This window comes from Streptomyces sp. NPDC051020, assembly GCF_040683105.1.
Taxonomy (GTDB): Bacteria; Actinomycetota; Actinomycetes; order Streptomycetales; family Streptomycetaceae; genus Streptomyces.
In genome coordinates this window covers 72056-88446 of sequence record NZ_JBFBCG010000014.1, presented here as the reverse complement: position 1 = coordinate 88446, position 16391 = coordinate 72056, and the positions used below count along the sequence as shown (strand labels likewise).

At 69.9% G+C, this 16391-nt stretch carries 14 protein-coding genes and 2 pseudogenes; 14 read left to right on the top strand and 2 right to left on the bottom strand.

Annotated elements, in window-relative coordinates:
- Positions 1 to 79: 79 nt before the first annotated feature.
- The 7 genes from hypA to AB0N06_RS10665 all read left to right on the top strand — a co-directional run bounded on the left by hypA (position 80) and on the right by AB0N06_RS10665 (position 6643).
- Positions 80 to 472, top strand: a complete 393-nt coding sequence (gene hypA / locus AB0N06_RS10695; protein ID WP_366134330.1) for a hydrogenase maturation nickel metallochaperone HypA — start codon at positions 80 to 82, stop codon at positions 470 to 472.
- A 3-nt stretch (positions 473 to 475) separates the two neighbouring features.
- The gene (gene hypB / locus AB0N06_RS10690) at positions 476 to 1354 is read left to right on the top strand and encodes a hydrogenase nickel incorporation protein HypB (protein WP_366134329.1); all 879 of its coding nucleotides are present in this window, start codon (positions 476 to 478) and stop codon (positions 1352 to 1354) included.
- Complete coding sequence (hypF, locus tag AB0N06_RS10685) at positions 1351 to 3756, top strand: carbamoyltransferase HypF (protein WP_366134328.1); 2406 nt, start codon at positions 1351 to 1353, stop codon at positions 3754 to 3756. The genes hypB and hypF overlap by 4 nt, the downstream gene beginning before the upstream one ends.
- Positions 3757 to 3804: 48 nt before the next feature.
- Positions 3805 to 4125 carry a HypC/HybG/HupF family hydrogenase formation chaperone gene (locus AB0N06_RS10680; RefSeq protein ID WP_366134327.1) on the top strand — a complete coding sequence of 107 codons (321 nt, stop codon included), beginning with the start codon at positions 3805 to 3807 and terminating at the stop codon, positions 4123 to 4125.
- Positions 4122 to 5246: a hydrogenase formation protein HypD gene (gene hypD, locus AB0N06_RS10675; RefSeq protein WP_366134326.1), complete on the top strand. Its 1125-nt coding sequence runs from the start codon at positions 4122 to 4124 to the stop codon at positions 5244 to 5246. The genes AB0N06_RS10680 and hypD overlap by 4 nt, the downstream gene beginning before the upstream one ends.
- Before the next feature lie 13 nt (positions 5247 to 5259).
- Positions 5260 to 6357, top strand: a complete 1098-nt coding sequence (gene hypE / locus AB0N06_RS10670; RefSeq protein WP_366134356.1) for a hydrogenase expression/formation protein HypE — start codon at positions 5260 to 5262, stop codon at positions 6355 to 6357.
- A 91-nt stretch (positions 6358 to 6448) separates the two neighbouring features.
- A complete protein-coding gene (locus AB0N06_RS10665) occupies positions 6449 to 6643 on the top strand; it encodes an antitoxin (protein WP_366134325.1) in 195 nt (64 codons plus the stop codon).
- A gap of 164 nt (positions 6644 to 6807) precedes the next feature.
- On the opposite strand, the gene AB0N06_RS10660 is transcribed toward AB0N06_RS10665, so the two are convergent.
- The gene (locus AB0N06_RS10660) at positions 6808 to 7623 is read right to left on the bottom strand and encodes a DUF427 domain-containing protein (RefSeq protein WP_366134324.1); all 816 of its coding nucleotides are present in this window, start codon (positions 7621 to 7623) and stop codon (positions 6808 to 6810) included.
- 605 nt (positions 7624 to 8228) lie between these two features.
- Between AB0N06_RS10660 and AB0N06_RS10655 the strand changes: the two genes are divergently transcribed.
- The 7 genes and pseudogenes from AB0N06_RS10655 to AB0N06_RS10625 all read left to right on the top strand — a co-directional run bounded on the left by AB0N06_RS10655 (position 8229) and on the right by AB0N06_RS10625 (position 15232).
- Positions 8229 to 10124: a LamG-like jellyroll fold domain-containing protein gene (locus tag AB0N06_RS10655; RefSeq protein ID WP_366134323.1), complete on the top strand. Its 1896-nt coding sequence runs from the start codon at positions 8229 to 8231 to the stop codon at positions 10122 to 10124.
- A gap of 231 nt (positions 10125 to 10355) precedes the next feature.
- Positions 10356 to 10475, top strand: a pseudogene (locus AB0N06_RS10650) (IS5/IS1182 family transposase); the annotation flags it as partial.
- Between the two features lie 89 nt (positions 10476 to 10564).
- On the top strand, positions 10565 to 11656 hold the full coding sequence (locus AB0N06_RS10645; RefSeq protein ID WP_366134322.1) for a PP2C family protein-serine/threonine phosphatase: 1092 nt from the start codon (positions 10565 to 10567) through the stop codon (positions 11654 to 11656).
- A gap of 115 nt (positions 11657 to 11771) precedes the next feature.
- The gene (locus AB0N06_RS10640) at positions 11772 to 11978 is read left to right on the top strand and encodes a DUF5988 family protein (protein WP_366134321.1); all 207 of its coding nucleotides are present in this window, start codon (positions 11772 to 11774) and stop codon (positions 11976 to 11978) included.
- Positions 11979 to 12306: 328 nt separating this feature from the next.
- On the top strand, positions 12307 to 12531 hold the full coding sequence (locus AB0N06_RS10635) for a ferredoxin (RefSeq protein ID WP_366134320.1): 225 nt from the start codon (positions 12307 to 12309) through the stop codon (positions 12529 to 12531).
- Positions 12521 to 13915, top strand: coding sequence for an FAD-dependent oxidoreductase (locus tag AB0N06_RS10630; RefSeq protein ID WP_366134319.1), 1395 nt, complete (start codon positions 12521 to 12523; stop codon positions 13913 to 13915). Before AB0N06_RS10635 ends, AB0N06_RS10630 begins: the two co-directional genes overlap by 11 nt.
- Positions 13916 to 13993: 78 nt before the next feature.
- Positions 13994 to 15232 (top strand): cytochrome P450, encoded by a 1239-nt coding sequence (locus AB0N06_RS10625; RefSeq protein WP_366134318.1) that lies wholly within the window; start codon positions 13994 to 13996, stop codon positions 15230 to 15232.
- Positions 15233 to 16271: 1039 nt separating this feature from the next.
- Here the strand turns inward: AB0N06_RS10625 and AB0N06_RS10620 are convergent.
- Positions 16272 to 16370 (bottom strand): annotated as a pseudogene (locus AB0N06_RS10620) (VOC family protein); the annotation flags it as partial.
- Between the last annotated feature and the right edge of the window lie 21 nt (positions 16371 to 16391).

Below are 16391 nucleotides of genomic sequence, written 5' to 3'. Positions count from 1 at the left end.
GCCGTACGGGTACCGGCGAGCCGGTCCGCCCGCCCCCGACATCCGCCGCTGTAATGACGCACGGCAGGACGGAGACGCAATGCATGAGATGTCGATCGCCATGGCCGTCGTCGACCAGGTGGAGGAGGCGGCTCGGGCAGGCGGAGCCGCCTCGGTCGGGTCCGTCCGGCTTCAGGTCGGCGAACTGGCCGGAGTCGTTCCCGACGCTCTGTCCTTCTGCTTCGGACTCGCCTGCGCCGGGACCGTTCTGGAAGGCGCCGAACTCGTCGTCGAACCCGTGGCGGCCCGCGCGCGGTGCGAGCCCTGCGCGGACGAGTGGGCGGTCGGCATGCCACCCCGGCTGTGCTGTCCGGCCTGCGGCGAGCCGACCGCCGAGCTCCTGTCGGGGCGCGAGCTGCAGATCGTCAGCGTGCACTGGCAGGACGGACCCGAACACGAACACACCCGCGAACCGATTTCCCAGGAGCGCTGAACGATGTGCCGTGAAGTCGACCTGCAGCAGGCGGTACTCGCCAAGAACGAAGCGACCGCGCGCAGCCTGCGAGCCGCGCTCACGGCGCGCGGCACCACCGTCGTCAACCTGCTCTCCAGCCCCGGCAGCGGCAAGACCGAACTGCTGGAACGCGAACTCGGCCGGGCCCGGGAGAAGGGAGTGCCGGTCGCCGCGCTCACCGCCGACCTCGCCACCGAGAACGACGCGGTCCGCCTGGCCCGGTCAGGAGTCCCGGTCAAGCAGGTGCTGACCGACGGACTCTGCCATCTGGAGGCCGGAATGCTGGGCCGTCACATCGACGACTGGCTGCCCGACGGGACCCGGATCCTCTTCGTCGAGAACGTCGGCAACCTGGTCTGCCCCGCTTCGTACGACCTCGGGGAGACGCTCAGGGTCGTCCTCGCCTCCGTGACGGAAGGCGAGGACAAGCCGCTGAAGTACCCCACCGCGTTCGGACTGGCCCAGCTCGTCGTGGTCACCAAGACCGACATCGCACAGGCCGTCGGATTCGACGAAGCCGCATTCCGTGCCCATGTCCAGCAGGTCAACCCCGGTGTGGACGTGGTGCTCACCGCTGCCCGCCGGGGTGAGGGGGTGGGCACGCTCCTCGACCGGGCCCTGGCCGCCGGGGAAGGCGCCCCGGTCCACACACCGGTGATGGCCCGGCAGCACGCGTCCCACCAGCACACGTACGGAGGCCAGCACACCCACACCCACACGCATACGGGCGTGCATACGCACACGCATCCGGACCTCGGAACCCATGATCACCCGCACACCGGCCCGCACGCCCACGCGCACCCGGACGAGCCGTTCGTCGTGACGACGGCACCCGCCTCCGCGGCGCAGCACCGCCCGTGACGACCCCACAGCCCGGGACCGCCGTCGCCGGAGCCGTGCAACGCAGGCGTGTCGTGGTCCGCGGCGTCGTGCAGGGCGTGGGCTTCCGGCCCTACCTGTACGCCCGCGCCACCGGGCTCGGGCTGGCCGGACACGTCACCAACACCACCGAAGGCGTCGTCGCCGAGGTCGAGGGCGCCCCCGCCGCCGTGGCCCTGTTCTGCGACCGGATCGCGGCGGACGCCCCACCGCTCGCCCTGGTGGACTCCGTCGACCACAGGGAAGTCCCCGCCGCCGGCGGATCCCGCTTCAGCATCGAGGACTCCAGGACCGGCGGACCGGCCCGCACACTGGTCTCCCCGGACGTGGCCACCTGTGCCGACTGCCTCACCGAACTGGCCGATCCGGCAGACCGGCGCCACCGCCACCCCTTCATCACCTGTACGCACTGTGGGCCCCGCTTCACCATCGTCACCGGAGTGCCGTACGACCGCGCACACACGACCATGGCCCGCTTCCCGATGTGCGCCGACTGCGCCAGCGAGTACGCCGACCCCGCCGACCGGCGCTTCCACGCACAGCCGGTCGCCTGTCCCGACTGCGGCCCCCGGCTGCGACTGCTCGTCGGGCAGCCGGACCGCGCACTGCCGGCACAGCCCGCAACCGGACGCGACCCGGTCGCGGAGGCCCGTCGGCTGCTGTCCGACGGCGCTGTCCTCGCGATCAAGGGACTCGGCGGCTACCACCTCGCGTGCGATGCCGAGAACTCCGCGGCGGTGTCCCTGCTGCGCCGCCGCAAGGCCCGCGGCGACAAGCCGTTCGCCATGATGGCCCGGGGCATCGACGACATCGCGCACCTCGTGCAACTGGGCGGCGAGGAGCGGGCCCTGCTCGTCGGCGCTGTCCGGCCCGTCGTCCTGCTGCGACGCCGCACCGACGCCCGCCCGGGCCCCCGCGCCCCGTGGCCGTCCGACGCGGTCGCCCCGGGCAGCCCCGACCTCGGGGTCATGCTCCCGTACACCCCGCTGCACCACCTCCTGCTGGGCCTGCCCGGTGACCCGCCGGGACCGCGCCTTCTGGTCATGACCAGCGGCAACGTGGCCGGTGAACCGATCGTCACGGATGACGACGAGGCGCTGGAGCGACTGGCCCACCTCGCCGACGCCTGGCTCACGCACGACCGCCCGATCCATGTGCCGTGCGACGACTCCGTCGTGCGCGTCTGCGACGGGGAGCGGCTGATCGTACGGCGCTCACGGGGCTACGCCCCGCTGCCGCTCGCCCTGCCGCATCCGGTACCGGCGACCCTCGCCACCGGCGGCGACCTGAAGAACACCTTCTGCCTCGCCGAGGAACACCGGGCCTGGCTGTCCGCCCATGTCGGCGACATGGACGACCTCGCCACCCAGCACGCCTTCGAACGCGCCGAACGGCACGTGGAGACCATCACCGGAGTGCGCCCCGGCATCCTGGCCACCGACCGGCATCCCCGCTATCGCACCGGCCAGTGGGCCCTGCGCCGGGCCGACGGCCGGCCGGTCGTCCGCGTACAGCACCACCACGCGCACATCGCCGCCGCGATGGCCGAGCACGGAAGGGACGGCAGCCGCCGAGTGATCGGCGTCGCGTTCGACGGCACCGGTTACGGGGACGATGGTGCGGTGTGGGGCGGCGAGATCATGCTGGCCGACTACGAGACGTACCACCGCTTCGCGCACCTCTCGTACGTTCCGCTGCCCGGCGGCGATGCCGCCGTGCACCGGCCCTACCGCATAGCGCTCGCTCATCTTTACGCGGCGGGCATCGGCGCGGCGGAGGATCTGCCCTGCACGGCAGCCTGTCCGCCGGACGAACGACGCGTGGTGCTGCGGCAGTTGGAGAGAAACCTCAACTGCGTCCCCACCTCCAGCATGGGCCGGCTGTTCGACGCCGTCTCCTCGTTGGCCGGCGTCTGCCACCGGGCCGGGTACGAAGCCCAGGCCGCCGTCGAACTGGAGGCCGCCGCGATCGGCGCCGCCGCGGACCTCGGACCCGGTTACGGCTTCGCGCTGCGCCCGGCGGGCGCAGCGGACGGGCAGCGGTTGATCATGGACCCGTCGCCGGTACTGGCAGCCGTCGTCGACGACGTGCGCGCCGGCACGGCACCGACGCTCGTCGCCGCACGCTTCCACGGGGCCGTCGCGGATCTTGTGCTCCAGGTGTGCACCTCGGCCCGCGAACAGCACGGCCTGCACGAAGTCGCCCTGACCGGCGGCGTGTTCGCCAACACCCTTCTCTCCTCCTGGTGCGCCAGGACGCTGAGCGAGAACGACTTCACCGTCCTGCGCCACCGGGAGGTCCCCCCGAACGACGGCGGACTGGCGCTCGGCCAGCTCATGGTGGCCGCCCGCACCGGAGCGGCGCACATGAGCGCCGCCGACTGACGTCCTGCCCGGCGGAGCCGGGCAACGCCCCCACAGCAAGGAGCAGCCATGTGCCTGGCGGTACCCGGCAGAGTGATGGACATCGAGGAACGCGACGGTACCCGGATGGCCACCGTCGACTTCGGTGGTGTGGTCAAGGAAGTGTGTCTGGAATATCTGCCGGACCTCCAGGTCGGTGAATACGCCATCGTCCATGTGGGGTTCGCCCTGCAGCGACTCGACGAGGAGTCGGCGCGGAAGACGCTCGGCCTCTTCGCCGAACTCGGTCTGCTCCAGGAGGAGTTCGGAGATCCGTGGGAACTGGCGGCAGAGGCCGGCGGAACGTCCCCGACCGGTGGCGCCGAGGCGCCGCAGGAGGTTCAGCAGTGAAGTACATCGAAGAGTTCCAGAACCCGGACCTGGCGCGCCGACTGCTGGACGACATCCACTCCATCGTGACCCGCCCGTGGGCGCTGATGGAGGTCTGTGGCGGACAGACGCACACCATCATCCGGCACGGCATCGACCAACTCCTTCCGGACCAGGTCGAATTGATCCATGGTCCGGGCTGCCCCGTGTGCGTCACACCGCTGGAGGTCATCGACAAGGCGCTGGAGATCGCCTCCCGCCCCGAGGTGATCTTCTGCTCGTTCGGGGACATGCTCCGGGTCCCCGGAACCGGCCGTGACCTGTTCCGGGTTCGCAGCGAGGGCGGCGACGTGCGGATCGTGTACTCGCCGCTCGACGCCCTGAAGGTCGCCCAGCAGAACCCCGACCGTGAGGTGGTCTTCTTCGGGATCGGATTCGAGACCACCGCACCACCCAATGCCATGACGGTGTATCAGGCACGCAGGCTCGGCATCCCGAACTTCAGCCTGCTGGTGTCTCATGTGCGGGTCCCCCCGGCCATCGAGGCGATCATGCAGTCGCCGAGCTGCCGGGTGCAGGGGTTCCTTGCCGCCGGCCATGTGTGCAGTGTGATGGGCATGCGGGAGTACCCGGAGCTGGCCGAACGGTTCCAGGTCCCCATTGTGGTCACCGGTTTCGAGCCGCTGGACATCCTCGAAGGCGTACGGCGGACCGTCCTGCAGCTGGAGCGCGGTCAGCACACCGTGGAAAACGCGTACCCGCGCGCTGTGCACCCGGACGGGAACCCCGCGGCGCTCACCATGCTGGACGACGTCTTCGAAGTCACCGACCGCGCCTGGCGCGGCATCGGCACCATCCCCGACAGCGGCTGGCGGCTCTCCACACGCTACCGGGACTACGACGCCGAGTACCGCTTCTCCGTCACCGGCATCGACACCAAGGAGCCCGCCGAATGCCGCAGCGGTGAGGTCCTGCAAGGACTGCTGAAGCCCCACGAGTGCGAGGCGTTCGGTACCACCTGCACCCCGCGCAATCCGCTCGGGGCCACCATGGTCTCCAGCGAGGGCGCCTGCGCCGCGTACTACCTCTACCGGCGCCTGGACATCAGGACCGAACCCAGGGAGACGAGCCCCGTTGCCTGAGACCACCGAAGCACTGAACACCGCCGTCACCGCGACCGCGGGCGGTCCCGGCGAGGCGGCCGTACTCGACCTCACGGCGTGGACCTGCCCCGCACCGCTGCGCGACCAGCCGCGGGTGGTGATGGGCCACGGCGGCGGCGGCGCACTCTCGGCCGAACTGGTCCAGCACGTCTTCGCGCCCGCCTACGGGGGCGACGTGCTCGCGCAACTGACCGACTCCGCCGTGGTGTCGCTGGGCGGCGCCCGGCTGGCCTTCTCCACGGACTCGTACGTCGTGCGGCCCCTGTTCTTCCCCGGCGGCAGCATCGGCGACCTCGCGGTCAACGGCACGGTCAACGACCTGGCCATGAGCGGTGCCAGGGCCGCCTACCTCTCCTGCGGGTTCATTCTGGAGGAGGGCGTCGAGCTTTCGGTCGTCGCACGCGTGGCCGACGCGCTGGGCGCAGCGGCGCGCACCGCGGGCGTCGAGGTGGCGACCGGCGACACCAAGGTCGTGGACGCCGGTCATGGCGACGGCGTCTTCATCAACACCGCCGGGATCGGCCTCGTCCCGGCCGGCGTCGATCTGCGTCCCCAGCGAGTGGTCCCGGGCGACGTCGTGATCGCGAGCGGTGCGATCGGCGTGCACGGCGTGGCGATCATGAGTGTGCGCGAGGGCCTCGAGTTCGGGGTGGAGATCGAGAGCGACTGCGCGGCCCTGGGCGGGCTGGTGGAGACCATGCTCGCGGTCACCCCCGACCTCCATGTCCTGCGCGACCCCACACGTGGCGGACTGGCCGCGGCGCTCAATGAGATCGCGGGGGCATCGGGCACCGGTGTCGTCATTCAGGAGCGCAACGTGCCGGTCCCGCCGGCCGTGGCCAACGTCTGCGCCGTCCTGGGCCTCGACCCGATGTACGTGGCCAACGAGGGCAAACTCGTCGCGTTCGTCCCCCGTGAGCACGCCGAAGCCGTGCTGGAGGCGATGCGGGCGCATCCGCTGGGAGCGGAGGCGACCGTGATCGGCGAGGCCGTGGAGGCGCATCCCGGCATGGTCGTGGCCCGCACCGGGCTCGGCGGGACGCGCGTGGTCGACCTGCCGATCGGGGAGCAGCTGCCCCGGATCTGCTGATCCGACGGTCCTGCGGACCGCTCGCGCGGATGCGGGAGCGGCGCTGTGTGGCGACCCTGGAGAGGTGGGGGTGACTCGCTGAGGAGGACCCATGTCCATGATGGACAAGATCAAGCACATGCTGAAGGGCCACGAGGACAAGGCGGAAAAGGGCATCGACAAGGCGGGCGACACCATCGACACCAAGACGCAGGGAAAGTACACCGGCCAGGTCGACGCGGCCCAGGACAAGCTCAAGGACGAACTCGGTTCTGAGCGGGGTGAGGACCGGCCGCCGCAGCCCTGACCACGCCGCCGTGCTCCTGCGGATCGCGCGGACGCCCGACGATCACACGGTCCCTTGTATTCCCGCGCCCGTTGCCGTTGAGGACGCGTACGAGTCGTGCGCGGGCACAGGCTCCAGGGCGACGACGCCGCATCGGGCTCGTACGAGCCCGATGCGGCCCTCCGTCACGCGCCCGGACGCCGAGTGAAGCCGGTGGCCGGGCGTTCCATCCGCTCCCCGTCCACGAAGATGTCGACGGCTTCGTTGTAGAACGCGATGAGGCCCTTGACCGCCCCCGCGGCCGGGAGGGGGTCGGGGTAGCTCCACGCCACATCCGCCGGTGTGTCGCTGTCCGTGCCGGTCAGGGACCAGTACACGGCCGTCCCCTTGTAGGGGCATCCCGTACGCAGGTCGGTCGAGGTGAACAGATCGAGGCGGACGTCGTCGCGGGGGATGTAGTAGCGGACAGGCAGGCGTGTCTCGAAGAGAAGCACCGGGCTGCGGGTGTCCGCGACCAGTGTTCCGTTGATCTCGATCCGCACATGCCGTGAGCTGCGGAGCGCGTCCACGCGCGAGTACGGGTCGCGGGGGTGGACGAAGATCTCCTCGTCCTCCTCGTACCAGTGGTCGGGGCCCACGCCGACGCGTCCGAACCACTCGAAGGCGATGTGCCCGGCGAGCTCGGCGCCCGGGAAGGTCCATGCGGCGTTCGGCTCCGTGACGCCGTCCACGACGAGGTCGTAGAAGACCGTGGAGCCGGAGTGCGCACCCGCGTGGGGGGCGGCCGCCGGGCGGAGCAGATCGGTGCGGACGTCGTCCTGGGGGAAGGCGTAGAGCGGAACGGCATGGCCGGGTTCCCACACGAGGATCGGTCGGCGGCTGTCGACGACAACGGTCGTGCCCTTCTTCCCGCGCACCCGGCGCTCGCTCGGCTCCCAGGTGAGAGCGGCGTCCGGTACCGGGTGACGGCGCTCGACGGCACGTGCGGGTGGAGTGGTCACTGAGTCCTCCTGCGCGAGGGTGCTGATCGAGGTGACCGTCGAGATCTCTGCGACGGTCCACCGGGCGCGGCTCCAGGGCTCCATGCGCCCCGCCGGTCCGGTTCACCGGCCGGGCCGGTGGAGGGCCGTCCCCTTGCGCCCGTAGCCCAGCGGGTACCGGACCGGCTGGTCTCAGCGTACGTCCGCACACGGGCCGGAGTACCGGATCACGTCCCCGTACCGAGGACGGGCACGGGCCGTTTCGTCCGGGCCATCACACCGGCTCTCTCGGTACGCCGCCTGATGAAGCGGTTCGGCGGTGGCGGCACCGAGTGGGAAAGCGCAAGCGGCCCTTCGCCGTGCTGAGGCGCACCTCCGAGTGGCGCCGGCGGCGCTGGGGGCACCCATGAGGTCTCCAGTGCGTCGTTCCCCGGCGCCGAGACCTTCGTCCACAGCACGGAGAACATGAGGGACTCGTCCGCCAGGATTCGGTGCTGCGACCGGAAGCCGTTCCTCCCATTCATGTACTCGCCGCCCAGTTGTTGCCGCTGAGGCCCAGCTTCTCCCCACTCGCCGCAGCTAGCTTGCTGTTGGTCCCCCGACGCTCGTCCTCCGCGGAGAATTCCATGTGCAGCCCGCTCCACCAGCCCGACGGTCCGCTCCTGCCTGCCGCCGCGCGCCGTACGTTTCTGCGCGCCACCGCTCTCGGTGGCGCCGCGATCGCCACCGCAGGTCTCGCGGCCGCCGGCCCCGCTGCAGCCCAGCCGCACCAGAACACCGCTGCCGGCGGCAGGTGGCGCCCCGACCCGGACGACGCGAGATTCACCTTCGTCGTCATGCCGGACACCCAGTACCTCTTCGACGGGGCCAGCATCAACAAGGCACCGGTCGAGGCGTCGTTGCGTTACGTCCTCGATCACGGGCACGACGAGAACATCGTATTTCTTTCCCATCTTGGCGACTTGACCGAAAGCGGCCACCCGGACGAATTCGGGCCCATCGGCGAGGCGTTCGCCCTTCTCGACCGGCAGCAAGTGGGCTACAGCGTCGTCGCGGGCAACCATGACATCAAGTCCTCCACCGACGACCGACGCGGCCGCACCCCGTACCTGGACACCTTCGGCCCCCAACGCATGCGACGCCTACCGACGTTCGGCGGCGCGACGTCGGACGGCTACAACACGTACCACCTGTTCCGCGCCGCGGGCCGCGAGTGGCTGGTGCTGGCGCTCGACTGGCGGCCGTCGGCGGCCGGGCTCGCCTGGGCGAAGGACGTCATCGCGGGACATCCGCACACGCCGGTCATCCTCACTACGCATGAACTGGTGTACGCGAACGCGGACGGCGACGAGGCCGAATTCTCCGGTCATGGAAAGCATCTGTGGGACGAGCTGATAGCAGGGCACGACCAGATCTTCCTCACCCTCAACGGCCACTACTGGCCCGCCGGGCGCACCACCCGCAGGAACACCGCGGGCAACGACGTCCATCTGCACATCACCAACTACCAGAACCGCTACTACGGCGGCAGCGCGATGATCCGTCTCTACCGCTTCGACCTCGCCAGGAACACCATCGACGTAGAGACGATCTCCCCGTGGATCCTCGGTCGCGCCGGCGAGAAGCTCAACGAACTGGAACGCGCCGAGATCGAACTGACCGGCCCGCAGGACCGCTTCAGCATCCCCCTCGACTTCGAGCACAGATTCGCAGGCTTCGCACCCGTCCCCGCACGTCAACCCCGCCCCGCCGAGCAACTGCTGATACCCGGCACTGTCGCATACTGGCGCTTCGATTCCCCGAAGCACCCGGACGGCTCGGCCGCCGATGCCGCCCTGCGCGTCCCCGACCTGTCCGGAGACCGCAACGACCTGGTGCGCCGGACCGTCGCCGGCAGCGAGCCGGACACACTGCGCTGGTCGGACGAGCACCACCCGGACCAACCGGGTCACGGCAGCCTCTACTTCGGCGGAGGGAAGGGACCACTCCACGGCTCGTACCTGTCCACGGAGAACAACGCCCCCCTCAACACCAAGACATTCCGCTCCGGATACACCATTGAGGCCTTCCTCCGGCTGCCTGCTGACTGGGATGCCGGACGCCACGCCTGGGGCGGCGTCCTGGGCCGACGGGGCACGCTCGGCTCCGCAGGCAAGACGATCGGCGACCCGGACGAGCCTGTGGCCACTCTGTCCCTGTCGGACGGACCCGGGATGCAATGGGCAGCCGCGCCGCTGAACCAGCCGGGGGCCATCACCAACTGGAGCCATGAACTGCAGCGTGAACGGTGGTGGCACGTCGCCGTCGTCAACGACGGATCGCACACCACCATGTACATCGACGGGTGCGTCGTCGCTCGTAACCCCGACACCCGGACCGTTGGGCTGGCCACGGTCGGCTTGCCGTGGTTGCTCGGCGCGTACGAGTACGGCGGCGCTCTCGATCAGCTGATGCACGGCTGGATCGGCGACGTACGGATCGTCGAACGCGCACTACGGGTCAAGGAGTTCATGATCGCTTGACCCGTCAGAAAGGCCGGGAGGACCGGGGCGAGGGCTGCTGTGTCCCTGCCCCGGTCTTCGTGGTGCTCTTGCCCGTCCCGTGACCGTGCCCGCACATCGGTGTCCGGACCTACCCGCCCTGGGAGGCAACGGGCGGCAGAAGGTGGCCAGGCGAACACGGGCATACGCCAGGCCATGTCTGCCTTCCATGATCCGGTCGTGCAGGCCTGAGCAACCTGGTCGAGACCTGCCCGCGAGCGCGGCATCGCGCACACGATCCCTGAGAAGAGCGACCAACAGCGTCCCCGGCGCAAGCGCGGTCGACGTGGCGGGCGGCCACCGGGCTTTGACCGGGAGACCTACCGCCGACGTACTCCGGGAGTTTCGCGGCGGCCCGGCCGGCGACCACATTTCGCGCCGTCCGGGATGCGGCGCGCGCGCCTTCCGGGGAACGTGAGGGAGTGGTGCAGCAGAGTAGAGCCTTGTGGATCCCGGCCTGTGTCATCGTGCTGGCCGTGGTGATCGACCTGGCGACACCACCCGATGTGACGTCCGCCCCGCTCCTGATGGTGGCGCCGGTCTCGGCCGCTCCGCTTCTGATGCCCTGGGGCATTGTCACAGTGGGTCTCGTGTCGATGGCGGTACACGCCGGGCTGGCGAGGATGGACGGCACCCTCGGCTGGCACCACGGCGTCCCCAACCAGGTCACTCTCCTGGCCGTCACCGTGCTCGCCGTCCTCATCAACCGCACCCTGCACCGTCAGCACGCCAGGACCAGGCGCGCACTCCACGTCGCGGCCGTGGCACAGCGCGCCGTTCTGCCCCGCCCACCGTCACGGCTGGACGGTCTGGAGATCGCGGCACGCTATGTGCCCGCCGAGAACGAGGCCATGATCGGCGGGGATCTGTACGTCGTGCAGAGCACCCCGCACGGCACCCGCCTCATGGTCGGAGACGTGCGCGGTAAGGGGCTGGGCGCGGTGAATGCGGTCTGCGCGGACATCGGCGCCTTCCGGTACGCCGCGGACGAGGCCGAGGACCTCGCGCAGCTCGTGCTCGCGCTGGAAAGGGCCCTGCTGCGCGAGGGAGGACGGCGCGGGGGCCTGGAACAACAGGAGGGCTTCACCACCGCCCTGGTCGCGGAGTTCTCCACCGACCTGAATGTCGTACGGATGGTGAACCGCGGCCACCCGCCGCCGTTGCTCCTCGACGTGCACGGGACGGCGACAGTCCTGGAACCCTCGCAGGAAGCGCCTCCCCTGGGGATCGTCACGCTGGGGGACTGGGTCTTCCCGGTCGACAGCTTCTCGTTCCCGCCCGGCTCGACCCTGCTCTGCTATACGGACGGAATCACCGAGTCCAGGGATGCCGCCGGCAGGTTCTACGACGCTGCCGCCCGTCTGCCCGTCCTGCTCCGGCGCGGCGCGCGAGCCGGAACACGTGTCACGCCGTCACAGACCCTCGACGCACTGGTCGGCGACGTACGACGTCATGCGGGCGGCAAACGCCAGGACGACCAGGCGCTTCTGGCCCTGCACCGCCCGTCGGAGTGATGTACGTCGTCGACGAGCCGCAGACCGACGACGGGGCGCTACCGGCGGGGGACGCCCAGCGAGCCTTACGGCGCGTCTCGGCGAGGCCGGACCACTGTCCGGGGAGACTCTCGGCATGACCAACGCAACGAAGGCAGTCCTTGAGGGCGGCCCTGACGATCTCCCCCAGCGCATCGTTCCCCTCACCACGCCCGGATCCGACCTCAAGATCCCGTTCCGCGGCGGGTACGAGCACTTCAGGGCAACGACGCGCCACCAGGAGACCGCCGAGGGGCAATTGCCCATCTACGAATGGTGGGAACGCACGGAAATCCCAGGGTAGGCGCCACACGGGTACGGCCTTCCCGCCTGCCCCTCTTCGTCACGGCCGACATCGCCTGGGCGGATCCGGTCTTCCCGGCCTGGTCCCTCATCGTCAGCATCTGCATTCCCGTGGTCAGCCGCGTCACCGGGACCGATGCCGCGGGCGCGTCCTGACCGCGATCCCGGCCCCGCGGCCGCGTGGGTGCTCACTCCTTCGGCTCGCCCGGGCGAGCGCTGACCCACCAGCCCTCCGATGCTGACGTGGGGGAGATGACCGCCGTCCGGGCGCCCCCGCCGAGCACACGCGGACGATGCCGGACCGGGCCGCCGGAAGGGGCGGATCGTTGATGAGGCTTGTCGTCGATCTCAACAAATGCCAGGGATACGCGCAGTGCGCGTTTCTCGCGCCGGACGTCTTCGCCATGCACGGCGACGAGGCGCTCACCTACAACCCACGGGCCGATGAGGAACAGCGCGAGAGCGTGGCGCGCGCCGTCGCAGCGTGCCCCGTCCAGGCCATTCTGGTCGACGCACCGGACGCGCCGGGCGAGGAGGCGTCCCATGGCCGCTGACGACTTCCTGGAGAGGCTCAGGCGCGAAGGCCGGATCGTGATCGTGGGCGCCTCACTGGCGGGCCTCCGGGCGGCCGAGACGCTCCGCGACGAGGGCTTCGAGGGTTTGCTCACGATGATCGGTGACGAGCCGTACGAGCCGTACGACCGGCCGCCTCTCTCCAAGTCGGTCCTGCTGGGCAACGCGTCGCCTAAGCACACCGAACTGCCCCGGCGCCGATCGGTGGAGGCGAAGTGGCGGCTCGGTGTCGCGGCGACCGGGCTGGACATGGCGGCCAAGCGGGTGCTGCTGGCCGACGGCGACGAGGTGGAGTACGACCGGCTCCTCATCGCGACCGGTGTACGGGCCCGGCCGTGGCCGAACGCGGCAGAGGCCGAGCTGGACGGCGTCTTCGTCCTGCGGACGCGTGACGATGCGGCCGGGCTGCAGCGGCGGCTGACGGACTCGCCCCGGAGGGTGTTCGTGATCGGGGCCGGCTTCACCGGCTCGGAGATCGCCTCCGCCTGCCGCGCGCGTGATCTCCCGGTCACGGTGGCGGAGCGGGCCGATGCCCCCCTGGTGGGTGCGCTCGGCGGGGTGGTCGGTGCGGTGGCCGCGGAGCTGCACCGCGAGAACGGGGTGGACCTGCGCACCGGCGTCATGGTCACCAGCCTCGAGGGCGACTCGGCGGGGCGGGTGCGCGCCGCTCATCTGTCCGACGGCAGCACCGTCGAGACGGACGTGGTCGTCGTCTCGCTCGGCGCGACCCGCAACACGGAGTGGCTGGCCGGATCCGGGCTCGGAGCGGGACCCCGCGGGATCGCCTGCGACGCGGGATGCCGGGCCTTCGACTTCCGGGGCATCGTGACCGACGACATTTTCGTCGCCGGTGATGTGGCCCGGTCACCGCACCCGCTCTTCGGCTACCAGTTCCTCTCCCTCGAACACTGGGGCAACGCCGTCACCCAGGCCGAGGTGGCGGCGCACAACATGATCAGCGCCAGCACGGACCGTCGCCCGCACATGTGGGTGCCGGCCTTCTGGTCGTCCCAGTTCGGGGTGAACATCAAGTCGGTCGGCGTTCCCTCCATGGGCGAGGAGATCCTCATTACGCAGGGGGCGCTCGCCGAGCGCCGCTTCACCGCGGCGTACGGCTATCAGGGCCGCGTCATCGGTGCGGTCACCTTCGACAACGCACGGTGGCTGCAGTTCTACCAGGGGCTGATCGAGACGGCCGCGCCGTTCCCACCGACGTTCCGGACCGTGGACCGCCGTCCCGAGGGCAGGCAGCCCGTCCCGGCCGACTTCCCGGACCCGTCGCTGCCCACCCACGGGCCGACCGTCACCCTCAGCGGCTACTCGCCGGCCGACCGACGGCTGGTCTTCAAGCCCGCCCACTCCTGACCACCGGCGGGGCGCCCGACAGCCCACTGCCCGAGGCCGAAACGGCCTCCTCTGCTCCCACGCCCCCAAGGACCTGCTATGACGCAAGCCCCGCTCCTGCGCCAGATCACCGACTACGCCAACCGCGCCAACCCCTATCCGCTGTACACGGAACTGCGCAAGACCCCGGTGCTGCACGAAGAGGACGGCGGCCCGTACGTCATCAGCACGTACTGGGACATCCAGAGCCTGCTCCATGACCCGCGGATCAGCTCCGACGCCTCCAATCTCACCGCGCGCGGCGGCGACGAGTTGTCCGAGCAGGCGGGGGAGACGGCTCTGCCGCCGAGCTTCCTGCGGCTCGACCCTCCGGAGCACGACCGGCTGCGTCGGATGACCAACCGTCCGTTCGGTCCCCCGCACAGTCCTCGACGCATCCACGCCATGCATGACGAGCTTGCCGGGATCGTCTCGGACCTCATCGCCGGCTTTGGGGACGCGGACCGGATCGATGTGGTCGACCAGTTCTCGTACCCCTTTCCTGTAACCGTGATCTGCCGGCTGCTCGGGGTGCCGCGGGAGGACGAGGCGCGCTTCCACTCGTGGGCGGACACCATCGCCGCCGGCCTGGATCCGGCTCCGGGGGACGACCCCACCGAGCGGAACCGCGTCACCGAGGAGGCCCGGGTGCAGCTGGGCATGTATCTGGCCGGGCTGGTCGAGGAGCGCCGCAGGACACCCGGTGGCGACATGCTCTCCGAGCTGGTGACCAGCCATGGACCGGACGGTCCGATGACCACGATGGAGGTGCTCAGTACCGCGGCCCTGCTGCTGATCGCCGGCCATGAGACGACGGTCAACCTGATCACCAACGGGATGCTCACCCTGCTGCGCAACCCGGAGGTCCTCCAGCGGCTCCGGGACGACCCGCGCCTCGCCGTCAACATCGTCGAGGAACTGCTGCGTTACGAGCCTCCGGTGCAGCTGGTGCCGCAACGTACGTGCATCGCGGACATCGAGGTCCGCGGGGTTACCATCCCGAAGGGCTCGTCGATCTGGCTCGTCCTGGCCGCCGGCAACCGAGACCCGGAGCGCTTCGAGGACCCCGATAGATTCGACCCGGACCGCAAGGACAACGAGCATCTCGGTTTCGGCAGCGGCATCCACAGTTGCTTCGGCGCGCCGCTCGCCCGGCTGGAGGCGCAGCTCGCCCTGACCGCGCTGGCCCGCAGGCTCGACAACCCCCGTTTGGTGGAGGACCCGCCCCCCTACCGGCAGAACGCGGTCCTGCGCGGCCCCCGCCATCTGAACATCACGTTCGATGGCCTCCGTCCCTAAGGGCTGTCCCGTAATCCCTGGCGGATCAGCGCGCGGCGTCAGATGCGGTGCATCGCAAGGCGGAGGGGCGCGTCCGCATACTGGATGTATTCGGACGTTCCGACAACGCGGCGAGGCGCCGTAGCTGTCGTCGTGCGCCCGCCGGGGATTACGGGACAGCCCTGAGGGCTTTGTTCCAACTCCTGCTTCGCTGAAGATGGTTGGTGCTCCCCTCTGAGGTACGGCACAGGATGCGAGTGGGCCCGGCCGGAGCCTTTCCTGCCGAGGAACGCTGGATTTCACCGGAGCTGGATGTTGCTCTGCCGGACGGCCCGTAAGCGAAACGTGGACCCACACCGATTCCCGTCTGAATTGACGACCTCCCTGCCTCCGGGGTGCGCTGCATGTGGAGCGCGAAATATGGCGACTTGAGTGCGACGATGGACATGTGGTGCCGGATTTCAAGGCCCCCGTAGCTCGCTGTCTGCTGTGCAACCGGCTGGTGGGCTTACCGGAAGCGGCGGCTTGTTCGCCGCCGTCGCCACCCGTCTGAGGGGTTGCTTGAAGGATGTTTTGTTTCACCGCTGTGGCGATCCGTGACACACCGATGAGGTGAGCAGCGATCCCCGGTGAGGAGAAGGTGAAATGACGACCCTGCTGGAGTGCCTTCTCGCAACCTGCGGTAGGCGTGATCGCTGGAGCGGCAATTTCCGTATGCGAAATTCCAGGGCGACTCAAGCAGATGGAGAGGGTGAGATTTTCTCCGCAGCAGAGCATCGGTGGCGGACCCGTGGGGGAGGTGCTCGTTGGGGATTCGCTCGAGCCGCCTGTGCCAGCAGCCATGAAACCTGGGGATACTTGGCTGAGCCGTATCTCTTCGCGTGGCCTGGCATCGTTTTTTCCGTTCCTCCGCCTCAAGGTTCCGGGATTCCGGACGAACGTCACCTTGCCGGTTCGCCAGAGCGTTCCGGAAGAGTCCATCTGCCTGGTCCGCGGCGCGGACGGGAGGGGTGATGTTAAGGGATGCCCCTTGTATCCCTGGCGGGCACACGACGACAGCTACCTCGCCACCCCCGGCGCGGATGCGCTCGAGGGTGGCGTCGCAGTTGTCGGTCCTGAAGAGAACAGCGTGCAGCAGGCCCTTCGCCGGCAGTGCCGCCCGACTGTCCGGAAACGATCG

Excerpts from the sequence above, each read along its gene's own strand:
- hypB (WP_366134329.1), top strand. The coding sequence starts at position 476 with ATGTGCCGTGAAGTCGACCTGCAGCAGGCGGTACTCGCCAAGAACGAA.
- AB0N06_RS10680 (WP_366134327.1), top strand. The coding sequence starts at position 3,805 with ATGTGCCTGGCGGTACCCGGCAGAGTGATGGACATCGAGGAACGCGAC.
- AB0N06_RS10635 (WP_366134320.1), top strand. The coding sequence starts at position 12,307 with ATGAGGCTTGTCGTCGATCTCAACAAATGCCAGGGATACGCGCAGTGC.
- AB0N06_RS10630 (WP_366134319.1), top strand. The coding sequence starts at position 12,521 with ATGGCCGCTGACGACTTCCTGGAGAGGCTCAGGCGCGAAGGCCGGATC.
- AB0N06_RS10655 (WP_366134323.1), top strand. The coding sequence starts at position 8,229 with ATGTGCAGCCCGCTCCACCAGCCCGACGGTCCGCTCCTGCCTGCCGCC.
- AB0N06_RS10625 (WP_366134318.1), top strand. The coding sequence starts at position 13,994 with ATGACGCAAGCCCCGCTCCTGCGCCAGATCACCGACTACGCCAACCGC.
- AB0N06_RS10665 (WP_366134325.1), top strand. The coding sequence starts at position 6,449 with ATGTCCATGATGGACAAGATCAAGCACATGCTGAAGGGCCACGAGGAC.
- AB0N06_RS10640 (WP_366134321.1), top strand. The coding sequence starts at position 11,772 with ATGACCAACGCAACGAAGGCAGTCCTTGAGGGCGGCCCTGACGATCTC.
- hypA (WP_366134330.1), top strand. The coding sequence starts at position 80 with ATGCATGAGATGTCGATCGCCATGGCCGTCGTCGACCAGGTGGAGGAG.